This is a genomic window from Trichococcus sp. ES5 (assembly GCF_900067165.1).
In the GTDB taxonomy this organism is placed as follows: domain Bacteria; phylum Bacillota; class Bacilli; order Lactobacillales; family Aerococcaceae; genus Trichococcus; species Trichococcus flocculiformis.
In genome coordinates, this window is record NZ_FJND01000009.1 from 23,165 (window position 1) to 45,126 (window position 21,962).

The window sequence follows — 21,962 nt, forward strand, 5'->3', positions numbered from 1 at the left end:
CTTTTTAAGCCTGTCCTGACGAGCCGAAACCGCCTGTGCGTTGTGATGCTTCTGCTTCATCCTGGTCGGCTTTCAGAAACTGGAGGAAGATGCCCTGGCCGATACGATCACCCTTATGGATGACTTTGTCGCGCAAGCCAAAATTAAGAAACTGGAAGTAGATGTGCCCTTCATTGCCCTCGTTGTTGTAATAATCCGCATCGACTATGCCAACACCGTTCGGCAGCACAATGAAATTTTTCAGTGGATTGCTGGAGCGGTTCGTCAATTGAAGGTATTCATCTTCCTGCATGTAGGCTTTGATTCCGGTAGGCACCAAAAGCGGACGCAAAAGCTCCTCTTTCTTTTCGATTGCCTCATCGTTGTCGCTCCCGAACAGTTCTCCAAGCTGCAAACCCGCACTTTTTACGATCGTTTTCCAGATCGCCGGCAGCACGATTTCTTCGGCTGCTTCAAAATCATACCCCGCTGCGTGTTTCGTTGCACGCTTGGGTAATTGGATGTTTTTATCGGCATAACTGCTGATGACTTCAAAACCTCTTTTGCTCATGGATCAAAACCCCTTTTTCTCTCTAGTATCGCTTCAGCGATTTTTCATGCATCAAAGAACCATTTTACCAAAACAACGGTTGTTTTTCACGGTTTAGTTGTGCACCTGTCAATTCCTAAGGATTTTCTGAACATTTTTTGCGATTGGAAAGCGCCTTCGGCAAAACGCACAAAAAACAGGTGCTTTTTTTGGTCAGTTTCCCGTGGTCGCGGAATCCGCTTTCAAATAGAATAAGGACATAAAGAAAAGCCAAAAAAACCAAAAAGGCAGGTACAAATAAATGGTAGAGATCCAATTGAACAGTATCCACAAAAAATACGACAACGCCGCTAATTATTCGGTTACAGATTTCAACTTGCATATCCAAGATCGCGAATTCATCGTCTTTGTTGGTCCTTCCGGTTGCGGAAAGTCAACAACACTGCGTATGATTGCCGGTTTGGAAGATATTTCCGAAGGTGAATTGATCATCGGCGATACCGTCATGAACGATGTGGCACCAAAAGACCGCGATATCGCGATGGTATTCCAGAACTATGCCCTATATCCGCATATGACTGTATTCGACAATATGGCATTCGGTCTGAAATTGAGAAAGTACAGCAAAGATGAAATCAAGAAGCGCGTCGATAACGCAGCCGACATCTTGGGCTTGACGGAATACTTGGACCGCAAACCGGCAGCTTTGTCCGGTGGGCAAAGACAGCGTGTCGCTTTGGGCCGCGCAATCGTGCGTGATGCAAAAGTCTTCCTGATGGATGAGCCGTTATCAAACTTGGATGCAAAATTGCGTGTGGCCATGCGTGCTGAAATCGCAAAATTGCACCGTCGCCTGAATACGACAACCATCTACGTAACCCATGACCAAACCGAAGCGATGACCATGGCAGACCGCATCGTCATCATGAAAGATGGATTTGTGCAACAGATCGGCAGCCCGAAAGAAGTCTACGATACACCGGTTAACGTTTTCGTAGCTGGATTCATCGGATCGCCTGCCATGAACTTCTTCAACGTTACTTTGCAGGATGGTGTCATCACGAACGGCGAAGGGCTTAAATTGACCTTGCCGGCCGGAAAACGCAGAGTGCTGGAAGAACGTGGATACAACGGCAAAGAATTGATCTTCGGCATCCGCCCGGAAGACATTCAGAGCGAGCAGATCGTTATTGATACCAACCCGACTTGGGCCGTAAAAGCGGAAGTCGTCGTATCCGAATTGTTGGGTGCTGAAACGATGCTTTACAGTAAAGTCGGCGGAACAGAATTTATTTCCCGTGTGGACGCGCGCGATTTCCATTCGCCAGGCGAGGTCACTGATTTGGCCTTCAACATGAACAAGTCCCACTTCTTCGACATGCAATCCCAAGATGTGATCGCCATCCCTTAACCAGAGGATGGAGGCATCACCCTAATTACGCTTACCAGTTCTAACCTACCCTCCCCCCATAGAAAAAGGCTGTCGTTCATTGAGCACAGCCTTTTTCTTATGGGGTTTGGTTGGCCGGAGGAGGGCGGCGGAATGCGAGCGCAGCTCCGGCGAAGGACCTTCCAATCGGAGCAGGCCGGCAATAGTCGCATTCAACTGCGACGAAGCTGCCTTCTTCGGAGAACACAAGCAGAATGTGGGCCGAACTCCGGCGAAGCCTTCGTTCACGGGAGGAGAGCGTTCTCTACCAACAATGAAGGAGGTGCCTCCATGAGACACCTCCTTCATTGTGCAGCTATTATTTTCGCTTCAATCTATTCGACTGCATCCGCGTCGAATGCTTCCTCTGGGGAGATCGCGTCTTTGACCCATACCGAAATCGAACCGGCATTGACCGGGAAGCGACCGTTGCCGTCTTCACCGATTTCGACTTTGTCTTCACGGTTGCCTGTATAGTCCGCGAAAGTCTGCCCGGCATACTGTTCGCCGACATACATGTCCTTGAAGCCCTCTTCGCTGTTGGAAAGAACTGTCGCCAAACCGTACGGATGCTCTTCGTTGCCCAGACGGGTCCAGCCGACGCAGTTTCCGTGATCGAAGTAGTCACGCTGTTCACCGTAAGCATGGTTCGCGCGCAGATAGAGCAATTTATCCAGGAAGGTTTTCTGTCCGTCGATTGGATTCGCACCTTTAATACCGTAATAATCGCCGTAGAACAAGCACGGGAAGCCCTGTTCGCGCAAGAGTGTCACGCCGTATGCCAACGGTTTGAACCATGGCTCCACAAAGGATTGCAAAGCTTGGTCGGGTTGTGAGTCATGGTTGTCGACAAACGTAACCGCATGGGTCGGATTTTTGGCGACCAGCGTCTGCTTGAACAACTCGCGCAGATCGTAATCCTTGCCCTGCTGGGATGCGACATGGAAGTTCTGATGCAGGGCCACATCGAAAAGATCGAAGGTGAACTCGGTCGCTTCCAAATATTCCTTGATCGCGCCGTATTTATACTTCCAATATTCACCGACCACGTAAAAATCATCGCCATGCTGCGCGCGGATCGTCTCCACGAGATCCTTCACGAACTGATCATTGATGTGTTTGACGGCATCCAAGCGGAAGCCGTCGACACCGGTTTCTTTGATGTACCAATCGGCCCATTTCTTGACTTCCTCAACGACTGCAGGGTGGCCGTAGTCGATATCCGCATACATCAAGTAATCGTAATTACCGTACTCGCTGTCTACACTTTCGTTTTCCGCCCAGCCTTTTTCGAAGCCTTTGATCATGTAGATAGCTTCTTTGCCATTCTCGTTGTTGAAGTCCGTCCCGGTGAAATGTTCCCAAGACCATTTGAAATCAGAATATTTGTCGCCACGGCCCGGAAAAGTGAATTTCGTCCAGCCTTCGATTTCATATGCCTTGGACTCCTTTTCCTGACGCTTGTCGGGATTCACTTCATAAGCAAGGAAGCGTTCTGTCTCGTCTGCACCGGCCTTGTGGTTCAGGACGACGTCGGCATAAACAGCAATTCCTTCCGCATGCAAAGCTTCGATTGCAGCCAAGTATTCTGCTTTGGTTCCGTATTTTGTGCGGACGGCACCTTTTTGGTCGAATTCGCCCAAATCATAGAGATCATAGACGCCATAGCCTGTATCATTCGTCCCTGTCGCTTTGTAGGCTGGAGGCGTCCAGACGGCTGTTATGCCCAGTTCCTTCAGATGCTTGGCATCCTCCTTCAGGCGATTCCATAGTTGTCCATCATCATCCAGATACCATTCAAAATACTGCATCATCAATCCATTTCCTGCCATGCGATCACTGCCTTTCATCCTGTTTAATTTTGTTGTGGTCCACAAAATGCTTTTTGCTATCCTCATTATACACGCTTCCCTTCCATTTTCCTTTTGAGACGCCTCCCGCGTGCCGTTTCTTCTTGGCAGGGCAAAATGCTTGCATCTTGAATCGGACGCCTGTATACTGACCTTAAGTTAGCTGATTGCTGATTTCTTTTTTTGGCTATATATCTCGAATTAGGAATATACGAAACAGAATACATAACGAAATGAGGATAATATCCATGAACACTTTAAGAGGAATCCACCACGTCACCGCCATCACCAGCAGCGCCGAGAAGAATTATGCCTTCTTCACCAATATTCTGGGTATGCGCTTGGTCAAAAAAACCGTCAACCAGGACGACATCCAGACTTATCACCTATTCTTCGCCGATGACCGCGGGAGTGCCGGCACGGACATCACCTTCTTCGACTTCCCCGGGATCCCGAAAGCAATCAGAGGGACCAATGAAATCTTCAAGACCGGCCTGCGCGTCCCATCGGATGAAGCCTTGGACTACTGGGTAAAACGTTTCGACAAATACAACGTCACACATTCCGGCATCTATGAGCAGTTCGGCCGAAAAGTGATCGACTTCCAGGATTTCGATGAGCAGCTCTATCAGTTGGTTTCCGATGAGGCTGATACCGGCGTGGCACCCGGGATTCCGTGGCAAAAAGGACCCGTTCCGAATGAGTACGGCATCCGCGGCTTGGGACCGATTTTCGTCCGCATCGCTGATTTCAATTTCTACAGACAAGTCTTGGAGACTGTCCTTGGTTTCCGTCATGCTGATTCAGTCGGCGAAACACATCTCTTCGAAGTGGGCGAGGGCGGGAACGGCGGCCGCATGATCGTGGAGCACAACGCTACGCTGGGTCAGGCGCAGCAAGGTTTCGGCAGCGTCCACCACATGGCTTTCCGCGTGAAGGACCGCAAAGAACTGGAAGAATGGATCGCGCATATGGGCTCCTACCGCTTCCCGATTTCCGGCTACGTTGACCGTTTCTACTTCGAATCGCTTTATGCCAACATTGCCCAAGGGATTCTCCTCGAGTTTGCGACGGACGGCCCCGGATTCATCGATGATGAAGAGCCTTACGAAACATTGGGCGAACGCTTGGCCTTGCCGCCTAAATTCCGCAACAACCGCGAAGAGATCGAAGGATTGGTGCGCCAATTCGACACCGTGCGCAGCACGAAGACTTTCGAAAAAGAATATTTGGACTGAGAACAAAAAGCAGGAGCCGTCTCGAATCAACGAGACAACTCCTGCTTTTTTTGCGTTTTAAACGGATTGTGCTTCCTTCAGCACCAGACAGACGCTCTGGTAGTCCCCTTGCAGGGCATCCTTCAGGTAGAGTCCGCGGTTCATCAATTCATCGCCGCCGATTAGACCTTCGTAGCCGCTGACGGTGTAGTATTTGGCAGAATCCAAGCCTTTGAACAACACTTTTTTCTTCTTCAGGTTGGCCCGATCGAGGACGCGGTAGTAGAAATAAAGCGCCTCATCCTGTTCCGGACTGACGAAGATCCAAGCCGCTTCGTTCTGCGTTTCGAAAGGACTGAGGATGCGATGGAAGACACCGTATTGGACGAGCTTGCGGTGTTCCTTGTAGAAGCTGATCTGCTCCTTCATCTCCTGCTTCTCGGCTTCGGAAAGCGTCGTGACGTCGAGTTCGTAGCCAAGATTGCCGGCCATCGCCACATCCCCGCGCATCTTCATCGAAGCCTTACGGTGCGTCTGATGATTCGGGATAGCTGAGACGTGCGAACCCATGCTCGAAATCGGCATGACAAGGCTGGTGCCGTATTGGATTTCCAGTCTCGCCACCGCATCGGTATTGTCACTGGTCCAAGTCTGCGGCATATAGTAAAGGATACCCGGGTCGAAGCGTCCACCGCCGCCTGAGCAGCTTTCGAAGAGAATCTGCGGATATTTCGTCACCAGTGCCTCCATCACTTCATAAAGACCCAGTATGTACTTGTGCAGCACTTCCCCCGGCAATGCGCCTGGAGCCGCCGTACCGATTTCGGTCATGTTGCGGTTATAGTCCCATTTGATGTAGTCGACCGGTACGTCATCCAGTATCGCCATCATCTGCGCCAGGATGTTATCGCGGACTTCCTTGCGGCTGAAGTCGATCACGTATTGGCTGCGGCTGAGCGATTTTTCCCGGCCTGGCGTATGGATGCACCAATCCGGATGGGCGCGGAAAAGTTCGCTGTCCTCGGAAATCATTTCCGGTTCGAACCAAAGCCCGAACAGCATCCCTTTCGCCTTGATGTTCTCCGCGAGCTGCTTCAAGCCGGACGGCAATTTCGCGGTATGGACATGCCAATCACCCAACGAAGAGTAATCATCGTCACGTTTGCCGAACCAACCATCATCGAGCACGAACAGTTCGATCCCCAAAGTGGACGCTTCATCGGCCATCGCCTCAATCTTTTCGGCTGTGAAATCAAAATAGGTGCCTTCCCAGTTGTTGATCAGGACCGGACGCTCCGCAAGTTGGTGCTGGCCGCGGATCAGATGCTTCTGGTAGAAAGGATGCAGCGTCTGCGATAGGCCATTCAACCCGTTTTCGCTGTATACCAATACGACTTCCGGTGTCTGGAACGCCTCTCCAACAGGCAAATGCCATTGGAAGTGCGTTGGATTGATGCCCATCTGGACGCGTGTTTGCGCGTAAGTATCGACTTCGACATTGGCTCGGAATTCGCCGCTGTAGACGAAATGGAAACCGTAGACCGCTCCCTGGTCTTCGGTCGCCGTTTTATCGGCCAACGCCACAAATGGTTGATAGGCGTGACTGGTAGTGCCACGCTTACTGTCGAGCGTGTGGATGCCGCGGACAAGTGGGGTACGCACAATTTGGCGTTCCCTTCCCCAAGCACCCGGCAACTGGATCATGTCAAAATCAGCATCCGGGAAATCGATGGACATGCTCAACGCTTTGTTCAGATGGATGTCTTCAGCTCCATTGTTGCGGAAACTTGCTGAACGTGTCAGTACCGGATAGTCGCGGAACAAGGTGTAGCTCAGAACGACTTCGACTTTTGTGACGGTATCTTCCATCGTCAGCAGCAAGGTTTCCGCCGGCTCTTCTTTTGTTTCGTAAGTATGCGGCAAGCCTTGCAATGGCTGTTTGCCGGTTACGATTTCATGGCTCTTATAAGTCAGCAGGCTGACAGTCGTTTGATCCGGATACAGGCACTCGAATGCTGATTCGCGGAAATCGCCACTGCCGTTCCCCGGAAATTCCTGTGGCAAGGTCGCAAGCGAAAACACACGGCCGGGCACCTCGAACGGATTGGGCGCAAAGGCATTGTCTTGGCGCGGGTAATCAGCCACTTGCGAAAAGCTGTTGAGCCGCTTTCCCCAATACTGATGGGACACATATTTTTCTTCTTCCAGTGCGATCACATAGCTCACTGATTCGTTCTGTAAATGAAAATATTTTTTTGTTTCATCAAATGTTATTGTCACAGTCATCACTCCTTGGCTCTCTTCATTTTTCTAAAATATTTGTTCATCTCCTGCCGCAGTGCGGTGTAGGATCGAGAATTTGTTCGTAGGCAGGTCGACCGTCAGACTGGCCGATTCTTCGGCAGTGGCCCACGTCAAAGTGAAAGCCCCTTCGTCGAGCATCGTTATTTTCAAGTCGCCATCGAACGCTTTGGCCGTGTTGCGGAAAGCCAGCAAGCGGAACAGATCTTTTACGACCGGACGCTCGATTTCCTGATTGATTTCGTCCAGGCTATAGTAGTGACGGTTGATGTTGCGGCCTTCCTTGCTGTTCTCCAGCAGTTCCAGATCGTTTTCGCCGGCCAGCAAGCCGACATAATAGATCTGCGGAATGCCCGGCGTGAAGCACTGGATCGCCCGCGCCAACAGATAGGCGGCATCATTGTTGCCCAAAGCCGAATAGTAGGTGCAGTTGATCTGATAGATGTCCAGGTTGTTGTAGGCTTCCGAGCTGTAGATCCGCTTCAGGTTGGCGCCCTTTTCATAAAGGGCTTCAACAGCGAAATCCACTTCTTCCTGGGTAAGCAGATCCTTCACGTCGACGACACCGATGCCATCATGCGTATCCAAGGTCGTGAACTGGTTGCGTGGGCAGATCTCCAGCCAGTGCAACAGCTTCTCTGCTTTTCCGCTGTAAAGGGCATGCAGCACCAGCATTGGCAAGGCGAAATCATAAACCGGATAGCCTTTTTCTGCGATTTTTTGTTGGATCGTATAATGCTCATGGATTTCGGGAAGGACCGTCACACCATAGGGCTTCAAGATTTCCACTGCGTATTCCAGCATCTCCCAAATTTCGGGTTCTACGAAGAAGCAGTTCGTATCCAATTCCTTGATGGCATAGGCGAATGCATCCAGGCGGATGATCGAAGCTCCTTTATCCGCCAAGAAACTAAGCGTATCCTTGATGAACTGGCGCGTCGCTTCGGTCTTCACGTTCAGATCGATCTGCTCTTCCGAGAACGTGCACCAGACTTTTTCCGATGTGCCGTCTTTGAAGTGAGCATCCACGAAAGGCGCTTTGGGTTTGCGTTTGTAGATCAGATCGATGTCCGCTTCAGTCGGTCGGTTCTCCGGCCAATAGTCGTTGTAGCGGATGAAGTAGTCCTTGTAGGGCGATGCTTCTTTCTTCTCCAAAAAGTCCAAATAATAGGGAGATTGCGCAGAAATGTGGTTGAGCATGAACTCATACATCATGTAGTATTTTTCGCTGATGCGCTTGATGTCTTCCCAGCCACCGAACCGCTCATCCACTTTTGTGTAGTCCATTGGCGAAAAGCCGCGGTCGCCCGATGAAGGGAAGAACGGCAGGATATGCACGCCGCCGACGACCCCTTTCAGATGGGTATCCAGCACCTGTTCCAGATCTTGCAGGTTATTGCCCAGACTGTCCGGATAGGTGATGAGCATTGCTTCGTTTTTGATTTTCATTACAGTTACCTCATTTTCAAATATCGTTAAGTTACGTCTTTTATTGGTGATGTCTAGCGGGCTTGGTCCGCTTTTCTAATGATGTCTAGCTTCACGGGTTAGCCCTTCGGAAAGGATCAAGGAACCCCTTGTCTCTGCGAGCCAAGGATACTATTCGACTAACCTGCTGACGCAGGAAGTCTCTCAGCATATTGCGCTCTTCGATGCTCAGTTGCATGGGACTCTTAGGGATTCATCCCTTAGAGCCCCAGTACAAGGTGACCGTAGGGAACGTTGCGAGGACAGATTTCCTAAAATTCTTTCAGGGCTAAGCGAACCCGTTCAGCTTTTCTTACTTCCCGCCGGTTGTGGCGATGCCTTCGATGAATTGTTTTTGGAACAAGATGTAAAGGATAACCATCGGGATGATCGCGATAACCGAACCGGCCATCAGCTGCGGATAGTTTGTCGTGAATTGTCCTTGCAGGCTGGCCAAACCGGCCGACAGCGTCATTTTATCCTGGGACATGTTGACGACGAGTGGCCACATCAAATCCTTGAAAGCGAACAGAGACGTGAAGATGCCCAAAGCCACCAAGCCGGAACGCGCCAACGGCATATAGATGCGGTAGAACACTTGCCAGGTCGTCGCACCATCAATCGTGGCAGCTTCCATCAGTTCATCCGGCAATTTTATGAAGAATTGGCGCAACAGGAACGTTCCGAAAGCAGAAACGATACCCGGGATAACCAAAGCCGGGATTGAGTTCAAAAGACCCAGATTCTGGACCAATAAATATTGCGGTGTCAGATAGATTTGTGAAGGAATCATCATCTGTGTCAACACAATGGCAAAAAATAGATTTTTGCCTGGAAAGTCCAGCTTGGCAACCGCGAAGGCTGCCATCGCGCTGAAGAGCGTCGATGTCAACACCCTGAAGACAATCATCAAACCGGTGTTGATGTAAAAACTGACGAACGGCAAGGAATTCCATACCGCTTTGTAGTTCTCGATCTGGAATACTTCCGGGAAAATTTGCGGTGGTATCTGCGTAGATTCGCTGATTGTTTTACCTGAGGTCAAGACCATCCATAAGAACGGCACGACCATCAGCAAAGATCCGATGATCAGCACGATGTGGATCAGTGCTGTCGTTTTATTCATTTTTGTCTGCATGTTTATTCACTCCTAGTCGTAGGTGACCCATTTTTTCTGTGCCAGCAGCTGGATGCCGGTGATCGCCATGATGATCAGCACCAATGAGATGGCGACAGCCGAGCCGTAACCTTTATCGTTGAGCACGAACGATTCATTGAAGAACATGTATACTAATGATTGCGTGCTCTTCAGCGCCAAGTTCGTGCGGTCGAACATCATGAAGATGATATCGAACACCTGCAGCGCACCGATGACACTCGTCACCGAAACGAAAAACAGTTGCGGCGAAAGCAATGGCAGCGTGATCGAGAAAAATTGTTTCAACGGTCCGGCACCGTCAACGACAGCCGCCTCATAATATTCTTTAGGTATTTCCTTCAGCCCTGCCAACAACAAGATCATGTTGTAGCCGACATTCGTCCAGATGCCGACGATGATGATCGACCAGATCGCCACTTCCGGATCGGTGATCCATAAGATATTTCCGGAATAACCGAGTTTATCAAGCACTGCATTCAGCAAGCCGTATTCCGAGTTGAACAGCCAGCGCCAAACCATGGCTACGGCAGCAGGAGCTGCAATCATCGGCAAGAAGAAGATCGTCCGGTACAATCCGACCGCTTTTATCTTAGTATTCATCAATACCGCAAAGAACAGCGACAGGATGATGGTGATAGGTACTTGGATCCCGGCGTAGAAAAAAGTATTCTTCAACGATTGCCAAAATTCAGGATCTTGCAGCATTTTCAGATAATTGTCCAGCCCGACGAAGGTCGACATGCCGAACGTGCTCACGCTCTGGAAACTCATGTACAGCGATTGGAACAACGGGATGACATTCAGGATCAAAAGCCCGATCAAGGTCGGAGCGATGAAAAACCAGCCCCATAACGCCATTTTTCTTTTACGTTGCGCAGGTGTCACCGTACCTACCGTTTTTTCTTTAGGGATTGCTACATCCGATTTCATCATAATTCACCTCTATATATTGAAAGCCACTTATGAGCGTGTTCCCCATAAGCGGCCATCTATTTTGTTATTTTTCGTTCGCCAAAACTTCTTCAACACCGGATACGATGTCTGCAGCAACATCTGCGACGGAACCTTTGCCGTCAAATACAGACATCAAAGCAGTGTTTTCGATATCTTCCCAACGGGCTGTCTCTGCTGAATAAGGCTTGATGTACGCATTTTCCATTTGGTCCACATAGACTTGCATATTGAATTGGCTGTACGCAGCTACGAATGTCTCTTCTGTTCCTTCATAAGCCGGAATAGCCGCACCGTTCTCGCCTTGCAGACGCATCGCTTCCTCTGTTCCCAGGAATTCTACGAATTTCAGAGCCGCTTCTTCATTTTCGGTTGAAGCCGCAACGGAGTTCGCCAAGCCGTTGAACACTGTCGCCGCTTGTTTGCCTTTAGGCAGTGGGGCAACATCAGCATTTGCAGCCGTATAGTCGTTGTTCGCCATTTCGCCTGTCATCCAAGATCCGAAGAAGCCCATTGCACCGCGTCCTGATTGGAAGAAGGATAAGTTTGTGTTTTCAGCAAATTGGCTTTGTGTCGGCGAAACGCCATGTTTTACGCTCAGATCCGCATACCATTGCACTGCTTCGATCGTTTCATCCAAGCGGAAGCCGGATTCAGTCTTGTCATCGGACAATACGTAGCCACCATTTTGGAAGATGAAGTTGTGGTAGCCTTCTTGTCTGTTCAAAGGAGCCAGGATACCGTATACGCCGTTGTCAGGATCGTTCAGCTTCTGAGCGGCTTCCAGCATTGTGTCCCAATTCCAGGTTTCATCCGGATAGGCAACGCCTGCCGCATCAAACAACGTTTTGTTGTACCATAACCCAATCGTATCGTAATCTTTCGGGATGCCGTAGACTGCCTCGTCAGCAGAATACAATTCGACCAATTCTTCCGGGAAATGATCTAATGAAGTCACTTCGCTGTTTGCGTAGGTTTCCGACAAATCCATCAGGACGCCACCAGCCGCATACTTCGCGATTTCATTAGAATGCATCCAGAATACATCCGGCATGCTATCACCTTTTGCGCCCGCTTCCAATTTGGTCCAGTATTGATCCCAAGGTGTCACTTCCACTTTTACATCGATGCCTGGGTTATCCGCTTCGAAAGCTTCTGCGATCGCTTCCATTCCCGGTTGTTGGATTTTGTCCCAGATGCTGTAAGTGATGGTCACATCACCGGAACCGGCTTCTCCATCGGAACCGTTTCCGCATGCACCTAAAACAAGTCCTGATAACAATACTGTAGCTAATGATACTTTCTTCCAATTCTTTAACATCTCTTCTCCACCTTTTCTTTTATCTATAAAATTGTATACTCGAAAACCAAGAAACTATTGGGCCATAGAGAAATTGCACCTGAACCATTCAAAATCAATCGCTTTGCAAACGTTTACTTGTTTTGATGTCATAATAATACCAAATACAGGAGAGGGCTGATAGATATTCAGCCGTACAAAAACATACCTTTTTGTTGATTTTAAAAAAAGACCGCGCCAACCCGACAACAGTTCATCTCTGATGCCAAGCGGCGGTGAGTGGTTGTCAAGTAGCGCGACCTTTGTCGTCCAACCTGATTGGTTCGCTTATTTTGTTTTTACTTTCTTGACGTAGGCCCTCGGTGATAGCTGCATTTTGCTCTTGAAGATGCGCGTAAAACTCAATGGATTCTGGTAGCCGACCTTTTCAGCGATATCAGAGATACTCAGATCCGTTGTTTCCAGGTACTCCCGGCTTTTCTGAATGCGGAAATCGATCAGATACTCATGCGGTGTCCGGTTTGTCGTTTTATGGAAAACGGCAGTCAAATAGGAGTCATTCAGAGACAACTCCCGGCTGATGTCGCCGATCATAAAGTCACTGTCCTGATACCTGTCTTTGATGATCTCGATTGCCCTTTTCGTGTATTCGACACCTTTATTGATTTTCTCGATCTGTTTGATTTCGGTGCCATCCAAATCATGTGCGAGCATGCTCAAAAAGAGGTACAACTGTCCTTGCAGGCGCAGCCGGGATAACGTATCGAACGGATTTGCTGCCATAATCTCCTGTAGCATCGCCTTCACCTGCTCAAAGATCTTCATGTTTCCTACCGGATGCGAAACCTGGAAACCGATGGCCGTCAGCAAAGCTTCCAGATGCTCGCCCTTCATTCCGATCCAATAATATTCCCAAGGATCCTCTTCATCCGCTTGATAATAGGTCATCACATTCGGATAGATGATGAAGAACTGGCCTTCTTTCAGGTTGAAGCGGCTATTGCCGATCTCGAAATATCCCTTTCCCTTCATAATGATATGGATCAAAAAATATTCCCGGACTGTCGGCCCGAAACTGTGGTTGGGAGCGCACTGCTCTTTGCCTTTGGTTGTGTAGTAAAGGTCCTTATAATAGATATCTTCCTTGAAAAAATCTTCATCCATTTCCATCACCTCGGTCCTTATTTCTGTTGTAGCCGCTGCCCCCATTATAGAATGCTCTCCTTGCTATGGCAAACCCGCACTTTTATCCGCAACTCTCCTCCCGCATGAAACTCCGCCCTTTCGCAATCACAGATTCTCTTGTACAATGAGAAAAGATTGCCCGCGTATCGGGCAGATCCCAAACAAACTGACTAATCCCATACCTTTGCTATAGATTTGGAGGCAATACCCTTGAAAAAAATCATCCTTTCCGCGTTGCTTCTGCCGCTCTTGCTGCTTTCAGCCTGCACAACCGCCCTGCCTGGGGAAGAAGTCATGCAGAATCTGGTCAACCGTTCCGCCGACCTGGACAGCTATCACCAGTTCGTCGCTTTCAGAACAACAACCACCAAAGAAGATCTCAATGGAGCAACAACAGTGAACGAGCAGTACACAACCGCCGACGCGACGCTGTTCCCGGAAGAAAAGACCGGCTATGGAAAGCGGATAGACAAAAACAACCCTTATCCCGCAACCAAAACCGAATTCTATGTGACCCCTGAAGTGGGTTACGTCCGGACCGACGATGCAGACTGGACCGCTTATGCCACCCCTGATGTACCCTTAGCCAGCCTGCAGGTCTATCCGCTGGAAGCGTTCATCGAACTGAGCCAAATCATTGAAACGTACGGCACGCTCGAACTGAAAGGGGATGAGTATGTGCTGCACTTTTCCGGCAGCGATGATGCGTTGAACAAAGAGATCAACTACCTATTCCAGACTTTTCCAGCCGAACGGACCGATTACGATATCGAAATTCGTCTGGATGCCGAAACCTTCTATCTGAGCGACTTCTCCTACCGCTCGATCGTTACGCAAGCCGACCAGAAAGCCGTCTCCACGACGGAACTGACCGGCGAGTTCGATCTGTATGATCAAGCAAAAAAGTTGAAGTCGGTGCCGGTATTCGATTCAGCAAGTAGTGTCTCGGAGACGAGTGATTCTTCATTTTGATAAAAATTCGATCCCAAAGTCAATCAATGTCTGCCTCTGGGATTCTGGTTGACTTATAGGTGTATTATGCATATAATACACCTGTACATATATTTTTTAACCCAAGTGTATTAACCCTTTAATACAATCGATCGGAAAAGGCAGGTGGAAAAAGTGATTTTTGACAAAAGAAGTCCGGTCTACGAACAGATTATCGAAATGCACAAGCAGAAAATCGTAAGCGGCGCTTTCCAACCCGGACAAGAAATACCGTCGCGCCGGGAATTGGCTACACAATTAAAAGTGAATCCGAATACGGTGCAGCGTGCTTATAAGGAAATGGAGGGGCTTGGTTTGATTTATACAGATGGAAATTCTCTCAGCAAAATAACGGAAAGCCAATCAAAAATCCAGACATTAAGACAAGAGCTATTGGACGAGGCCTTACAGGGATTCATCGAAACGGTACGGACAATCGGACTGGAGGATGAAGCGGTCCTGGACTTGATCAAAAAGCGCTTGAAGGAGGTGCACGTGAATGATTGAAATCAAGAATCTGGAAAAAAAATACGGCAAACGGACCATTTTGGAAGATGTCAGCTTTACCATCAAAAAAAATGAAGTGACTTGTCTGACCGGAATGAACGGTACAGGCAAAACGACCCTCATGAACTGCATTATGGGCTTAGCTCCACGCAACAACGGCTCGATTACGATCGACGGGCAAGACATTCATAAACAGCTATACGAAAAAATCTCCTATATCCCTGACTCACTGACGATGCCACGATGGATGACAATCGCGGAGTCGATGAAGTTTATGAGTACCTACTACCCAAATTGGAATGCCGCCAAAGCGGATGAATTACTTTCGTTTTTCCGTCTGGAATCGGATGTGCAACTGAAAAATCTCTCCAAAGGGAATAGCGCAAAGGTGAGTTTCTTGCTGGGACTTTCCCTGGATGCGGATTACTATTTGATGGATGAGCCATTTTCCGGCATCGATGTCTTTGCCCGCGAGGATATTCTCGAGGTCTTCACGAGCAAATTCGTGACGGACAAGGGCGTCCTCATCGCCACTCATCATATGGATGAAGTCGAAATGTTGTTGGACCGGATCGTCATGCTGCGCAGCGGGCGTGTCGTCAAAGATTTTTACGCAGAAGACATCCGTCAAAACGAAGGCAAGGCAATCATTGATGTGATGCGGGAGGTGTATCAACCATGAAAAAATTTATGGAACTATGGATATTTGAATGGAATCGCGCGAAACGGTTCTATGGCTTCCTGTTGGCTTTTGTGACGGCTTTACAGGCTTATGCAGTCTTCCACGAATACCATTTCTGGAAAGATGGATATGAAAACTACCGGCAACAGAACTATGCTGCACTACCCGAACAATATCTGCAGGACTATGGGTATCTTACGTTGGAGGATGTAACCAACAACTCGTTCTTCGTTTTTTCGATCATGACAGCCATTTTCGCATTGCTGTTCTATGCCGTCTTTATCTGGTATCAGGATTGGTCTGGAAAAAACCGTTTCTCTTTCCGTTTGCTCAGTCTGCCGGGTAACCGTTTCGCTGTGTATGCAGCAAAATTCGCGACCATTTGGCTCCTGATTACAGGGCTGCAAGTTTGGCAAATCGGGCTTTTGTATCTTGAGGAGCTGGTCTTTTCCGGACTTATTCCGGCGGACATCTATCGGGAAATCCCCTTGCAGATGGCATCAACCAGCGCTTCTCCATTGGCCTTGGCTTTACCAAGTCTCTTTTCCAATTATCTGCTTTTTTACACTATTGGCTATACAGCGCTCACTTTAGGGTACACGTTCATCCTGATGCACTTGAGCGGACGTTGGAAAGGGGTATTCTTGGCAGCTACTCTCGCAATCGTCCTCTTTGCCGCGATGCTTCTCTTCCTGCGTACCGGCATCACGACGCGTTTGTATGCGGAAGAAAAGTACTGGATGACGATTGCCGTGAGCCTTATGCTTTTGCTGTCCGGGACATGGGCTAATTATCGGTTGCTTGAAAAACGCATCAGCGTATAGAAGGAGGACAAAAAATGAGAAAACAAACGATTTTATTGCTGAGTCTCCTTTTGCTTGTCGTTCTCGGAGGATTCTACACACAGCCGCTGTTGGCAAAAGAAGAGCCTTTGCGTATCGGTATTGAGACAGTTTCTGGTGATGAAGCAGTTTTGGATGGCTTACTCTATTACGGAACAGCACACTCGCAATGGGAAACGACTACCCTAAGCTTTGACAGCTCCGGCTTGCGCCATTCCGAGACGCAACGTCAGTATGCATTCTTCCAAGACTACGCAGAAAGCGCTGTTCAGGTTTGGCGCGATGAGTATAAAGCGTTTATGCGTGGGAAGCGGCCTTTTGAAGGGAATTATGCCGAAACCGAAGGAAACTTGTACTATACAGCAGCGGATAATGACGGCTTCCTGATAGCGACACTGGATAAGGCTGACAAAACCGTTGCGGAAACGCTCCTCGCTTATCCGGAAAAAAAAGAAAAGACCTATTATAACGTCAATAGCACGGACTTCCTGGACGGTAAGCTGATTATCTCGTACAGCCGTTATGATGAGTATTCAAATGATCGTGGCACGGATATCCTGATTTATGATCTGGACAGTGGTATGCAGGAGGAACATTTTGCTTTCGATATACCTGCGGATTTTACGGGTTATCAGAGTGTTACCACATCCGTGTTTACACAAGGCGATCAAAAAGCAATCTTCGTCATGGAGCGGCTCGAAGAAACTGATTCGGAAGCTACAGAATACGTTGCACCGGTTGTCTCACTATCCTTCAAGCGCTATGATTGGACAACGAAGGAATGGTCAACACTGGCTGCTGAAGCATTGGCGGATGATTTATCTTACGCAATTAAGGATGGTATTTTCTATCAATTGCAGCACACGGATCAGGAATGGTCAATCCAACCACTTGATCTGATGCAGGATCAAGTGCGCGATAAAATCATTCTCCAGAATACTGCTGATTGGGAAGAGACCGTCGATATGAATTGGCAAATCCTCGTTTCCGACAATCGCATCATACTGACGGAAAATTATCTGGAGCCTGACCGGGCTTCTCAACTGGCTGTTTTCGAACTCCAGTCCGGGGAAATGCTCTACAGCGGGGAAATCAACGCCACGTTCGCCGATGCAAAAAAAATCGATTTGCTCTATTTTGATAAGATTATTTACGAACCCTAAAGCGAAAAAAGAACAAGATTCCAATTGGAGTCTTGTTCTTTTTTTATTTCTCTTTAACTGTTGCTGCCTTTCTTTAAGGCAACATTTTGCCTGCAGCCTTATAGAGTTCATACCACTCGGTGCGGCTCAGCGCCACATCGGAAGCTTTGCAGATGGCTGCAATACGCTCTGGGTTCATGCTGCCGACGATTGGCTGCATTTTAGCCGGATGACGCAACAACCACGCGATTGCGATTGCTTCCCGGGATACGCCTTTATCTTCCGCAATTGTGTTGATTTTTTCATTCAATTCCGGATAATCGGGATGGTCGAAGAACAGCCCTTTCTTGCCATTACCAGCTTGGAATGGCGACCACGGCTGGATCGTCATGTCCGAGATCCGGCTGTATTCCAGGACGGAACCGTCGTGCATGAATGAAGGATTGTTCATCATGTTCACGTTGAATCCTGCATCGATCATCGGTGCGTGGGTCAGGCTGAGCTGCAGTTGATTGATCAATAATGGCTGTGTGACAGCTTTCTTCAACAATTCAATCTGCATCGGATTTTGGTTGCTGACGCCGAAATGGCGCACTTTCCCTGCTTTGTGCAGTTCATCGAAAGCTTCGGCGACTTCCTCCGGTTCCACCAACGTATCCGGACGGTGCAGCAGCAAGGCATCCACGTAATCGGTCTGAAGTCGTTTCAGACTTCCCTCCACCGATGCGATGATATGTTCTTTTGAGAAATCGAACATGACACCCGGCACGATGCCGCATTTCGTCTGCAGCATCACGCTGTCCCTCGCGATGCCGAGTTCCTTAAAGGCTTTTCCGAAAATTTCCTCCGAAGTCCCTCTGCCGTAGATGTCCGCATGATCGAAGTAATCGATGCCGTTGTCCACTGCCGTGCGGATGACCACTGTCGCCTCTTCATGCGTCAAAGCGTTCATACGCATGATGCCGAGCGAAATTTCTGATGCTAACAGTCCTGAATTACCGATGTTTATTTTTTTCAATTGTCATACCAACTTTCTTATTGGGATTATTTGAAAACGTTTCAATAAAATTAGTATAGCATTTTTGATGTGTTTTTGGGTAATGAAGCGCATCAAAAAAATGCTGCCTCGAAGTGAGGCAGCACGATATGTTTTAACATTCAAGCGTAAGCATTGGCCCAAAGAACTTTTTCTCCGGCTTCCAGCGATTTTTGCACATCGATGATAGTCTGATTGGAGCTGCCGCGGAATTTCAATGTCAGATCCCGTTTGGACAGTTCGAAGCGGCCGTCGACGAGTACATCCATCAAGCGCAGCAATTCCTGCTTGTCTTCGGATTCTGAAGCCAATTCGTCCCAATAGTAGCCGGTCCAGCCCCAGATGTCCTTGGTCCGGCCGAACTCCGCACGGATGCGTCGCGCAAGCCGCAGCGCAACCTTCGTGTTGAGGAACGGTTCGCCGCCCAAAAGCGTCAAGCCCTGTACATAAGGCTGGCGCAGATCGGCCATGATCTGTTCCTCCAGCTCGGTCGTGTAGGCAATCCCGTAGTCGAAATTTTGGACAATCTTATTGTAGCAGCCTTCGCAGGCGAACAGGCAGCCGCTCAGATAGATGCTGCAGCGCACGCCTTCGCCATCGACAAAGTTGAACGGTTTGTAGTCCGCAACCTTGTCCTTGCTGTATTTCTCTGCCAACCATTCTTGCGGTTGCGGATTTTTCACTTCACATCACCTAACTGTTCTGATTACTGTTCTGACTTGCAATCCGCATGCAGATGTTTGACGCGGGCGGATATTTCTTTATGGCGACCTTTCACCATCGGACGGATCTGCGGATTGCCGAGATAGCCGCATGTGCGTTTTACGACGTCGCATGTCTGCGGATCGGTATTGCCGCATTCCGGGCATTGGAATCCGCGTTCGGTCGGATTGAAGTCTCCTTCGAAACCGCACTCCAGGCAGTGGTCGATCGGCGTATTCGTTCCCAAATAGCCAACTTTGTCGTAGGCGAAATCCCAGACTGTTTCCAACGCTTTCGGATTTTGCTGCAAGTTCGGGTATTCGCAATAATGGATAAAGCCGCCTGAGCAATATTGCGGATATTCCATTTCGAAGGCGATTTTTTCGAAAGGATTCGGATTCTTGCGGACATCGTAATGGAAGCTGTTTGTGTAGTATTCCTTATCCGTGATATCAGCGATGATGCCGAATTTCTCTGTGTCCATGCTGCAGAAGCGATCGGTCAAACTTTCGCTCGGAGTCGAGTAGACGCTGAAATGATAACCGTATTGGTTGCCCCAAGCATCCGTTTTTTCCTTCATCTTCTTGACGATGTCCAAAGTGAAGGCTTTTGCTTCCGGATTCGTTTCCCAATCTGCTCCGTAGAAAACGGTAGCCGCTTCATACAATCCGATATATCCCAGAGAAACTGTCGCGCGTTTGTTTTTGAATAGTTCATCGACCTTATCCGTTTCGCCCAGACGTTTCCCGAAGGCTCCGTGCTGGTACAGGATCGGTGCGTTCGTAGGCGTCGCTTCTTTGGTGCGTTCGACACGGTAGACAAGCGCATCCTTACAGATAGCCAAGCGCTCCTCGAAGATGTTCCAGAAAGCTTCCGGATTCCCTTCCGATTCCAAGGCGATTCTAGGGATGTTCAACGTCACGACCCCAAGATTCATCCGACCGGAATTGACTTCATTTCCGTTTTCGTCTTCCCAGCCCTGCAGGAAGGAACGGCAACCCATCGGTGTCTTGAAACTGCCTGTTAATTCAACGATTTTATCGTACATCAGCACATCCGGATACATCCGTTTCGTGGCACAAGTGATGGCCAACTGCTTGATGTCATAGTTGGGATCGTGCGTCTCTAGGTTCGTGCCTTTTTTCAAGGCGAAGATCAATTTCGGGAAGATTGCTGTGCGTCTTTCCTTGCCCAGTCCTTTGATGCGTACTTGCAGAACTGCTTTTTGGATTTCGCGCGCAAACCAATCCGTCCCCAAGCCGAATCCGAGCGTGGTGAATGGTGTTTGTCCGTTTGAAGTGTAGAGTGTGTTGATTTCGTACTCCAGGCTCTGCATGGCATCATAGATATCTTTGCGGGTTTTTTCTTCGGCATAAGCGATCTGTTTCGCTTCGCCTTCCACCCATTCTTTCGCTGTTTCAAGGTGTTTCTCATAGTTCAGGCGTGCGTAAGGTGCCAACACTTCGTCGACCCGGTCTGCGCTGCAGCCGCCGTATTGACTGGAAGCGACGTTCGCAAAAATCTGCGCCATTTGGGCAGTCGCCGTGTTGACTGAACGCGGGCTGTCCACTTCGGCATTACCGATTTTGAAACCTTCACGGAGCATATTCTGGAAATCGATCAGCACACAGTTCGTCATCGGTGAATATGGTTGGTAATCCAAGTCATGGTAATGGATATCGCCTTTCATGTGGGCGTTGGAAACGTGTTTCGGCAGCATCCGCAAGCCGATCGCTTTCGCGGCCACTCCTGCCGTCAAGTCACGGATCGTATTGAAGACCCGGCTGTCCTTGTTGGCATTCTCGTTGACGACGCTCTGATCAGCATTCATCAAGCTTTGGATGCGCAATTCGATGTCCTGTTGTTGAAGTTTTTTGACTTTCTTCGCTAATTTATAGGTATTGTAGGCTTCGGCTAATGGCAGATTGCCCATTTCAGCAAGCGTCGCTTCAACCTGATCATGGATATCATCCGTCGAAACACTTTCCGCTTCTGACGCAATCAGTTTGTCTACAACCAGTGCCACGACAGCATCCACATCGTGATCTGCAGCCGCTTCGTTCTGTTCAGATAAAAAACGCTCCGCTTTTTTGATTGCTTTATATATTTTCTTGGCATGAAAAGGAACAACCCGTCCATCCGCCTTCAATACTTGGATGTTCACTTCTGTGTCAGCGACTTGAAGATTCGTGCTCTCATTTAAGTAATCTGTTGGTAATGAAGCCATATTTTTCCCACTCCTTAGTTAAAAATCAACCGAACATGCAAAAAAAGCTAATAAAAAGTAAGAGGTAGTTACAAAGTGAGCAAGCTTTCCCTATCGGATGCGCTTCTCACGTTGGTTGCCTCCACTTAAAGTAGACTCTGTTTCGATTCTCTTTGTATACTATATATCATCCGAAGAGAAATTTCCACCACAATATATAGTGTTTAAAGTCAAATTACGTCTAAATTCGGCAGACATATTTTGATGCTTTGGTCAATAGGAAAATACCCTGAAAATTAAAAAAATGTTAAAGCAAAAATGTTAAAAAACATATAAAGTACATAAAATCAATAGAATCTACTGTACTTTGTAAAAAAAAGCAGTTATACTATGACTTGTCAGAAATGTAAGCGATTCATTCTTATTTTCGGATCTGTTATCCGGCTTTAAGCCACAGGGATGTCAAA

The 21,962-nt window shown here is 48.5% G+C and carries 18 protein-coding genes; 7 read left to right on the forward strand and 11 right to left on the reverse strand.

Going from position 1 to position 21,962, the window contains the following annotated elements; genetic code table 11:
• Positions 1 to 4 precede the first annotated feature (4 nt).
• On the reverse strand, positions 5 to 550 hold the full coding sequence (locus TES5_RS08430; RefSeq protein ID WP_068561428.1) for a dCTP deaminase/dUTPase family protein: 546 nt from the start codon (positions 548 to 550) through the stop codon (positions 5 to 7).
• A 280-nt stretch (positions 551 to 830) separates the two neighbouring features.
• Between TES5_RS08430 and TES5_RS08440 the strand changes: the two genes are divergently transcribed.
• The gene (locus TES5_RS08440) at positions 831 to 1,940 is read left to right on the forward strand and encodes an ABC transporter ATP-binding protein (RefSeq protein WP_068561430.1); all 1,110 of its coding nucleotides are present in this window, start codon (positions 831 to 833) and stop codon (positions 1,938 to 1,940) included.
• Positions 1,941 to 2,293: 353 nt separating this feature from the next.
• Here TES5_RS08440 and TES5_RS08445 read toward each other — a convergent pair whose 3' ends face one another.
• The gene (locus TES5_RS08445) at positions 2,294 to 3,790 is read right to left on the reverse strand and encodes an alpha-amylase (protein ID WP_068561494.1); all 1,497 of its coding nucleotides are present in this window, start codon (positions 3,788 to 3,790) and stop codon (positions 2,294 to 2,296) included.
• 266 nt (positions 3,791 to 4,056) lie between these two features.
• Here TES5_RS08445 and TES5_RS08450 point away from each other — a divergent pair, with 266 nt between their 5' ends.
• Positions 4,057 to 5,046, forward strand: coding sequence for a VOC family protein (locus TES5_RS08450; RefSeq protein WP_068561431.1), 990 nt, complete (start codon positions 4,057 to 4,059; stop codon positions 5,044 to 5,046).
• A 57-nt stretch (positions 5,047 to 5,103) separates the two neighbouring features.
• Here TES5_RS08450 and TES5_RS08455 read toward each other — a convergent pair whose 3' ends face one another.
• The 6 genes from TES5_RS08455 to TES5_RS08480 all read right to left on the reverse strand — a co-directional run bounded on the left by TES5_RS08455 (position 5,104) and on the right by TES5_RS08480 (position 13,412).
• Complete coding sequence (locus TES5_RS08455) at positions 5,104 to 7,311, reverse strand: alpha-galactosidase (protein WP_068561432.1); 2,208 nt, start codon at positions 7,309 to 7,311, stop codon at positions 5,104 to 5,106.
• A gap of 24 nt (positions 7,312 to 7,335) precedes the next feature.
• Complete coding sequence (gtfA, locus tag TES5_RS08460; protein ID WP_068561433.1) at positions 7,336 to 8,775, reverse strand: sucrose phosphorylase; 1,440 nt, start codon at positions 8,773 to 8,775, stop codon at positions 7,336 to 7,338.
• A gap of 331 nt (positions 8,776 to 9,106) precedes the next feature.
• On the reverse strand, positions 9,107 to 9,931 hold the full coding sequence (locus tag TES5_RS08465) for a carbohydrate ABC transporter permease (protein ID WP_068561434.1): 825 nt from the start codon (positions 9,929 to 9,931) through the stop codon (positions 9,107 to 9,109).
• A gap of 12 nt (positions 9,932 to 9,943) precedes the next feature.
• On the reverse strand, positions 9,944 to 10,810 hold the full coding sequence (locus tag TES5_RS08470) for a carbohydrate ABC transporter permease (protein WP_198143323.1): 867 nt from the start codon (positions 10,808 to 10,810) through the stop codon (positions 9,944 to 9,946).
• Positions 10,811 to 10,949: 139 nt separating this feature from the next.
• Positions 10,950 to 12,224, reverse strand: coding sequence for an ABC transporter substrate-binding protein (locus TES5_RS08475; protein WP_068561435.1), 1,275 nt, complete (start codon positions 12,222 to 12,224; stop codon positions 10,950 to 10,952).
• A gap of 306 nt (positions 12,225 to 12,530) precedes the next feature.
• The gene (locus TES5_RS08480) at positions 12,531 to 13,412 is read right to left on the reverse strand and encodes an AraC family transcriptional regulator (protein ID WP_068561436.1); all 882 of its coding nucleotides are present in this window, start codon (positions 13,410 to 13,412) and stop codon (positions 12,531 to 12,533) included.
• A gap of 186 nt (positions 13,413 to 13,598) precedes the next feature.
• Between TES5_RS08480 and TES5_RS08485 the strand changes: the two genes are divergently transcribed.
• The 5 genes from TES5_RS08485 (at position 13,599) to TES5_RS08505 (ending at position 17,572) form a co-directional block, all read left to right on the forward strand.
• On the forward strand, positions 13,599 to 14,360 hold the full coding sequence (locus TES5_RS08485) for a DUF6612 family protein (RefSeq protein ID WP_068561437.1): 762 nt from the start codon (positions 13,599 to 13,601) through the stop codon (positions 14,358 to 14,360).
• Between the two features lie 153 nt (positions 14,361 to 14,513).
• The gene (locus TES5_RS08490) at positions 14,514 to 14,885 is read left to right on the forward strand and encodes a GntR family transcriptional regulator (protein ID WP_232309336.1); all 372 of its coding nucleotides are present in this window, start codon (positions 14,514 to 14,516) and stop codon (positions 14,883 to 14,885) included.
• Positions 14,878 to 15,567 (forward strand): ABC transporter ATP-binding protein, encoded by a 690-nt coding sequence (locus TES5_RS08495; RefSeq protein ID WP_068561438.1) that lies wholly within the window; start codon positions 14,878 to 14,880, stop codon positions 15,565 to 15,567. Before TES5_RS08490 ends, TES5_RS08495 begins: the two co-directional genes overlap by 8 nt.
• Positions 15,564 to 16,391, forward strand: a complete 828-nt coding sequence (locus TES5_RS08500) for a hypothetical protein (RefSeq protein WP_068561439.1) — start codon at positions 15,564 to 15,566, stop codon at positions 16,389 to 16,391. Before TES5_RS08495 ends, TES5_RS08500 begins: the two co-directional genes overlap by 4 nt.
• Positions 16,392 to 16,405: 14 nt before the next feature.
• Complete coding sequence (locus tag TES5_RS08505; protein ID WP_068561440.1) at positions 16,406 to 17,572, forward strand: hypothetical protein; 1,167 nt, start codon at positions 16,406 to 16,408, stop codon at positions 17,570 to 17,572.
• Between the two features lie 73 nt (positions 17,573 to 17,645).
• On the opposite strand, the gene TES5_RS08510 is transcribed toward TES5_RS08505, so the two are convergent.
• The 3 genes from TES5_RS08510 to nrdD all read right to left on the reverse strand — a co-directional run bounded on the left by TES5_RS08510 (position 17,646) and on the right by nrdD (position 21,516).
• Entirely contained in the window at positions 17,646 to 18,569 is a 924-nt protein-coding gene (locus TES5_RS08510; RefSeq protein ID WP_068561441.1) for an aldo/keto reductase, read from the reverse strand.
• A gap of 140 nt (positions 18,570 to 18,709) precedes the next feature.
• Entirely contained in the window at positions 18,710 to 19,270 is a 561-nt protein-coding gene (gene nrdG, locus TES5_RS08515; protein ID WP_068561442.1) for an anaerobic ribonucleoside-triphosphate reductase activating protein, read from the reverse strand.
• Positions 19,271 to 19,293: 23 nt separating this feature from the next.
• Positions 19,294 to 21,516 (reverse strand): anaerobic ribonucleoside-triphosphate reductase, encoded by a 2,223-nt coding sequence (gene nrdD, locus TES5_RS08520; protein WP_068561443.1) that lies wholly within the window; start codon positions 21,514 to 21,516, stop codon positions 19,294 to 19,296.
• Positions 21,517 to 21,962: the final 446 nt, after the last annotated feature.

Coding starts and splice junctions, on each gene's coding strand:
- TES5_RS08430 (WP_068561428.1), bottom strand. CDS start 550: ATGAGCAAAAGAGGTTTTGAAGTCATCAGCAGTTATGCCGATAAAAAC.
- TES5_RS08440 (WP_068561430.1), top strand. CDS start 831: ATGGTAGAGATCCAATTGAACAGTATCCACAAAAAATACGACAACGCC.
- TES5_RS08445 (WP_068561494.1), bottom strand. CDS start 3,790: ATGGCAGGAAATGGATTGATGATGCAGTATTTTGAATGGTATCTGGAT.
- TES5_RS08450 (WP_068561431.1), top strand. CDS start 4,057: ATGAACACTTTAAGAGGAATCCACCACGTCACCGCCATCACCAGCAGC.
- TES5_RS08455 (WP_068561432.1), bottom strand. CDS start 7,311: ATGACTGTGACAATAACATTTGATGAAACAAAAAAATATTTTCATTTA.
- gtfA (WP_068561433.1), bottom strand. CDS start 8,775: ATGAAAATCAAAAACGAAGCAATGCTCATCACCTATCCGGACAGTCTG.
- TES5_RS08465 (WP_068561434.1), bottom strand. CDS start 9,931: ATGCAGACAAAAATGAATAAAACGACAGCACTGATCCACATCGTGCTG.
- TES5_RS08470 (WP_198143323.1), bottom strand. CDS start 10,810: ATGGCGTTATGGGGCTGGTTTTTCATCGCTCCGACCTTGATCGGGCTT.
- TES5_RS08475 (WP_068561435.1), bottom strand. CDS start 12,224: ATGTTAAAGAATTGGAAGAAAGTATCATTAGCTACAGTATTGTTATCA.
- TES5_RS08480 (WP_068561436.1), bottom strand. CDS start 13,412: ATGGGGGCAGCGGCTACAACAGAAATAAGGACCGAGGTGATGGAAATG.
- TES5_RS08495 (WP_068561438.1), top strand. CDS start 14,878: ATGATTGAAATCAAGAATCTGGAAAAAAAATACGGCAAACGGACCATT.
- TES5_RS08500 (WP_068561439.1), top strand. CDS start 15,564: ATGAAAAAATTTATGGAACTATGGATATTTGAATGGAATCGCGCGAAA.
- TES5_RS08505 (WP_068561440.1), top strand. CDS start 16,406: ATGAGAAAACAAACGATTTTATTGCTGAGTCTCCTTTTGCTTGTCGTT.
- nrdD (WP_068561443.1), bottom strand. CDS start 21,516: ATGGCTTCATTACCAACAGATTACTTAAATGAGAGCACGAATCTTCAA.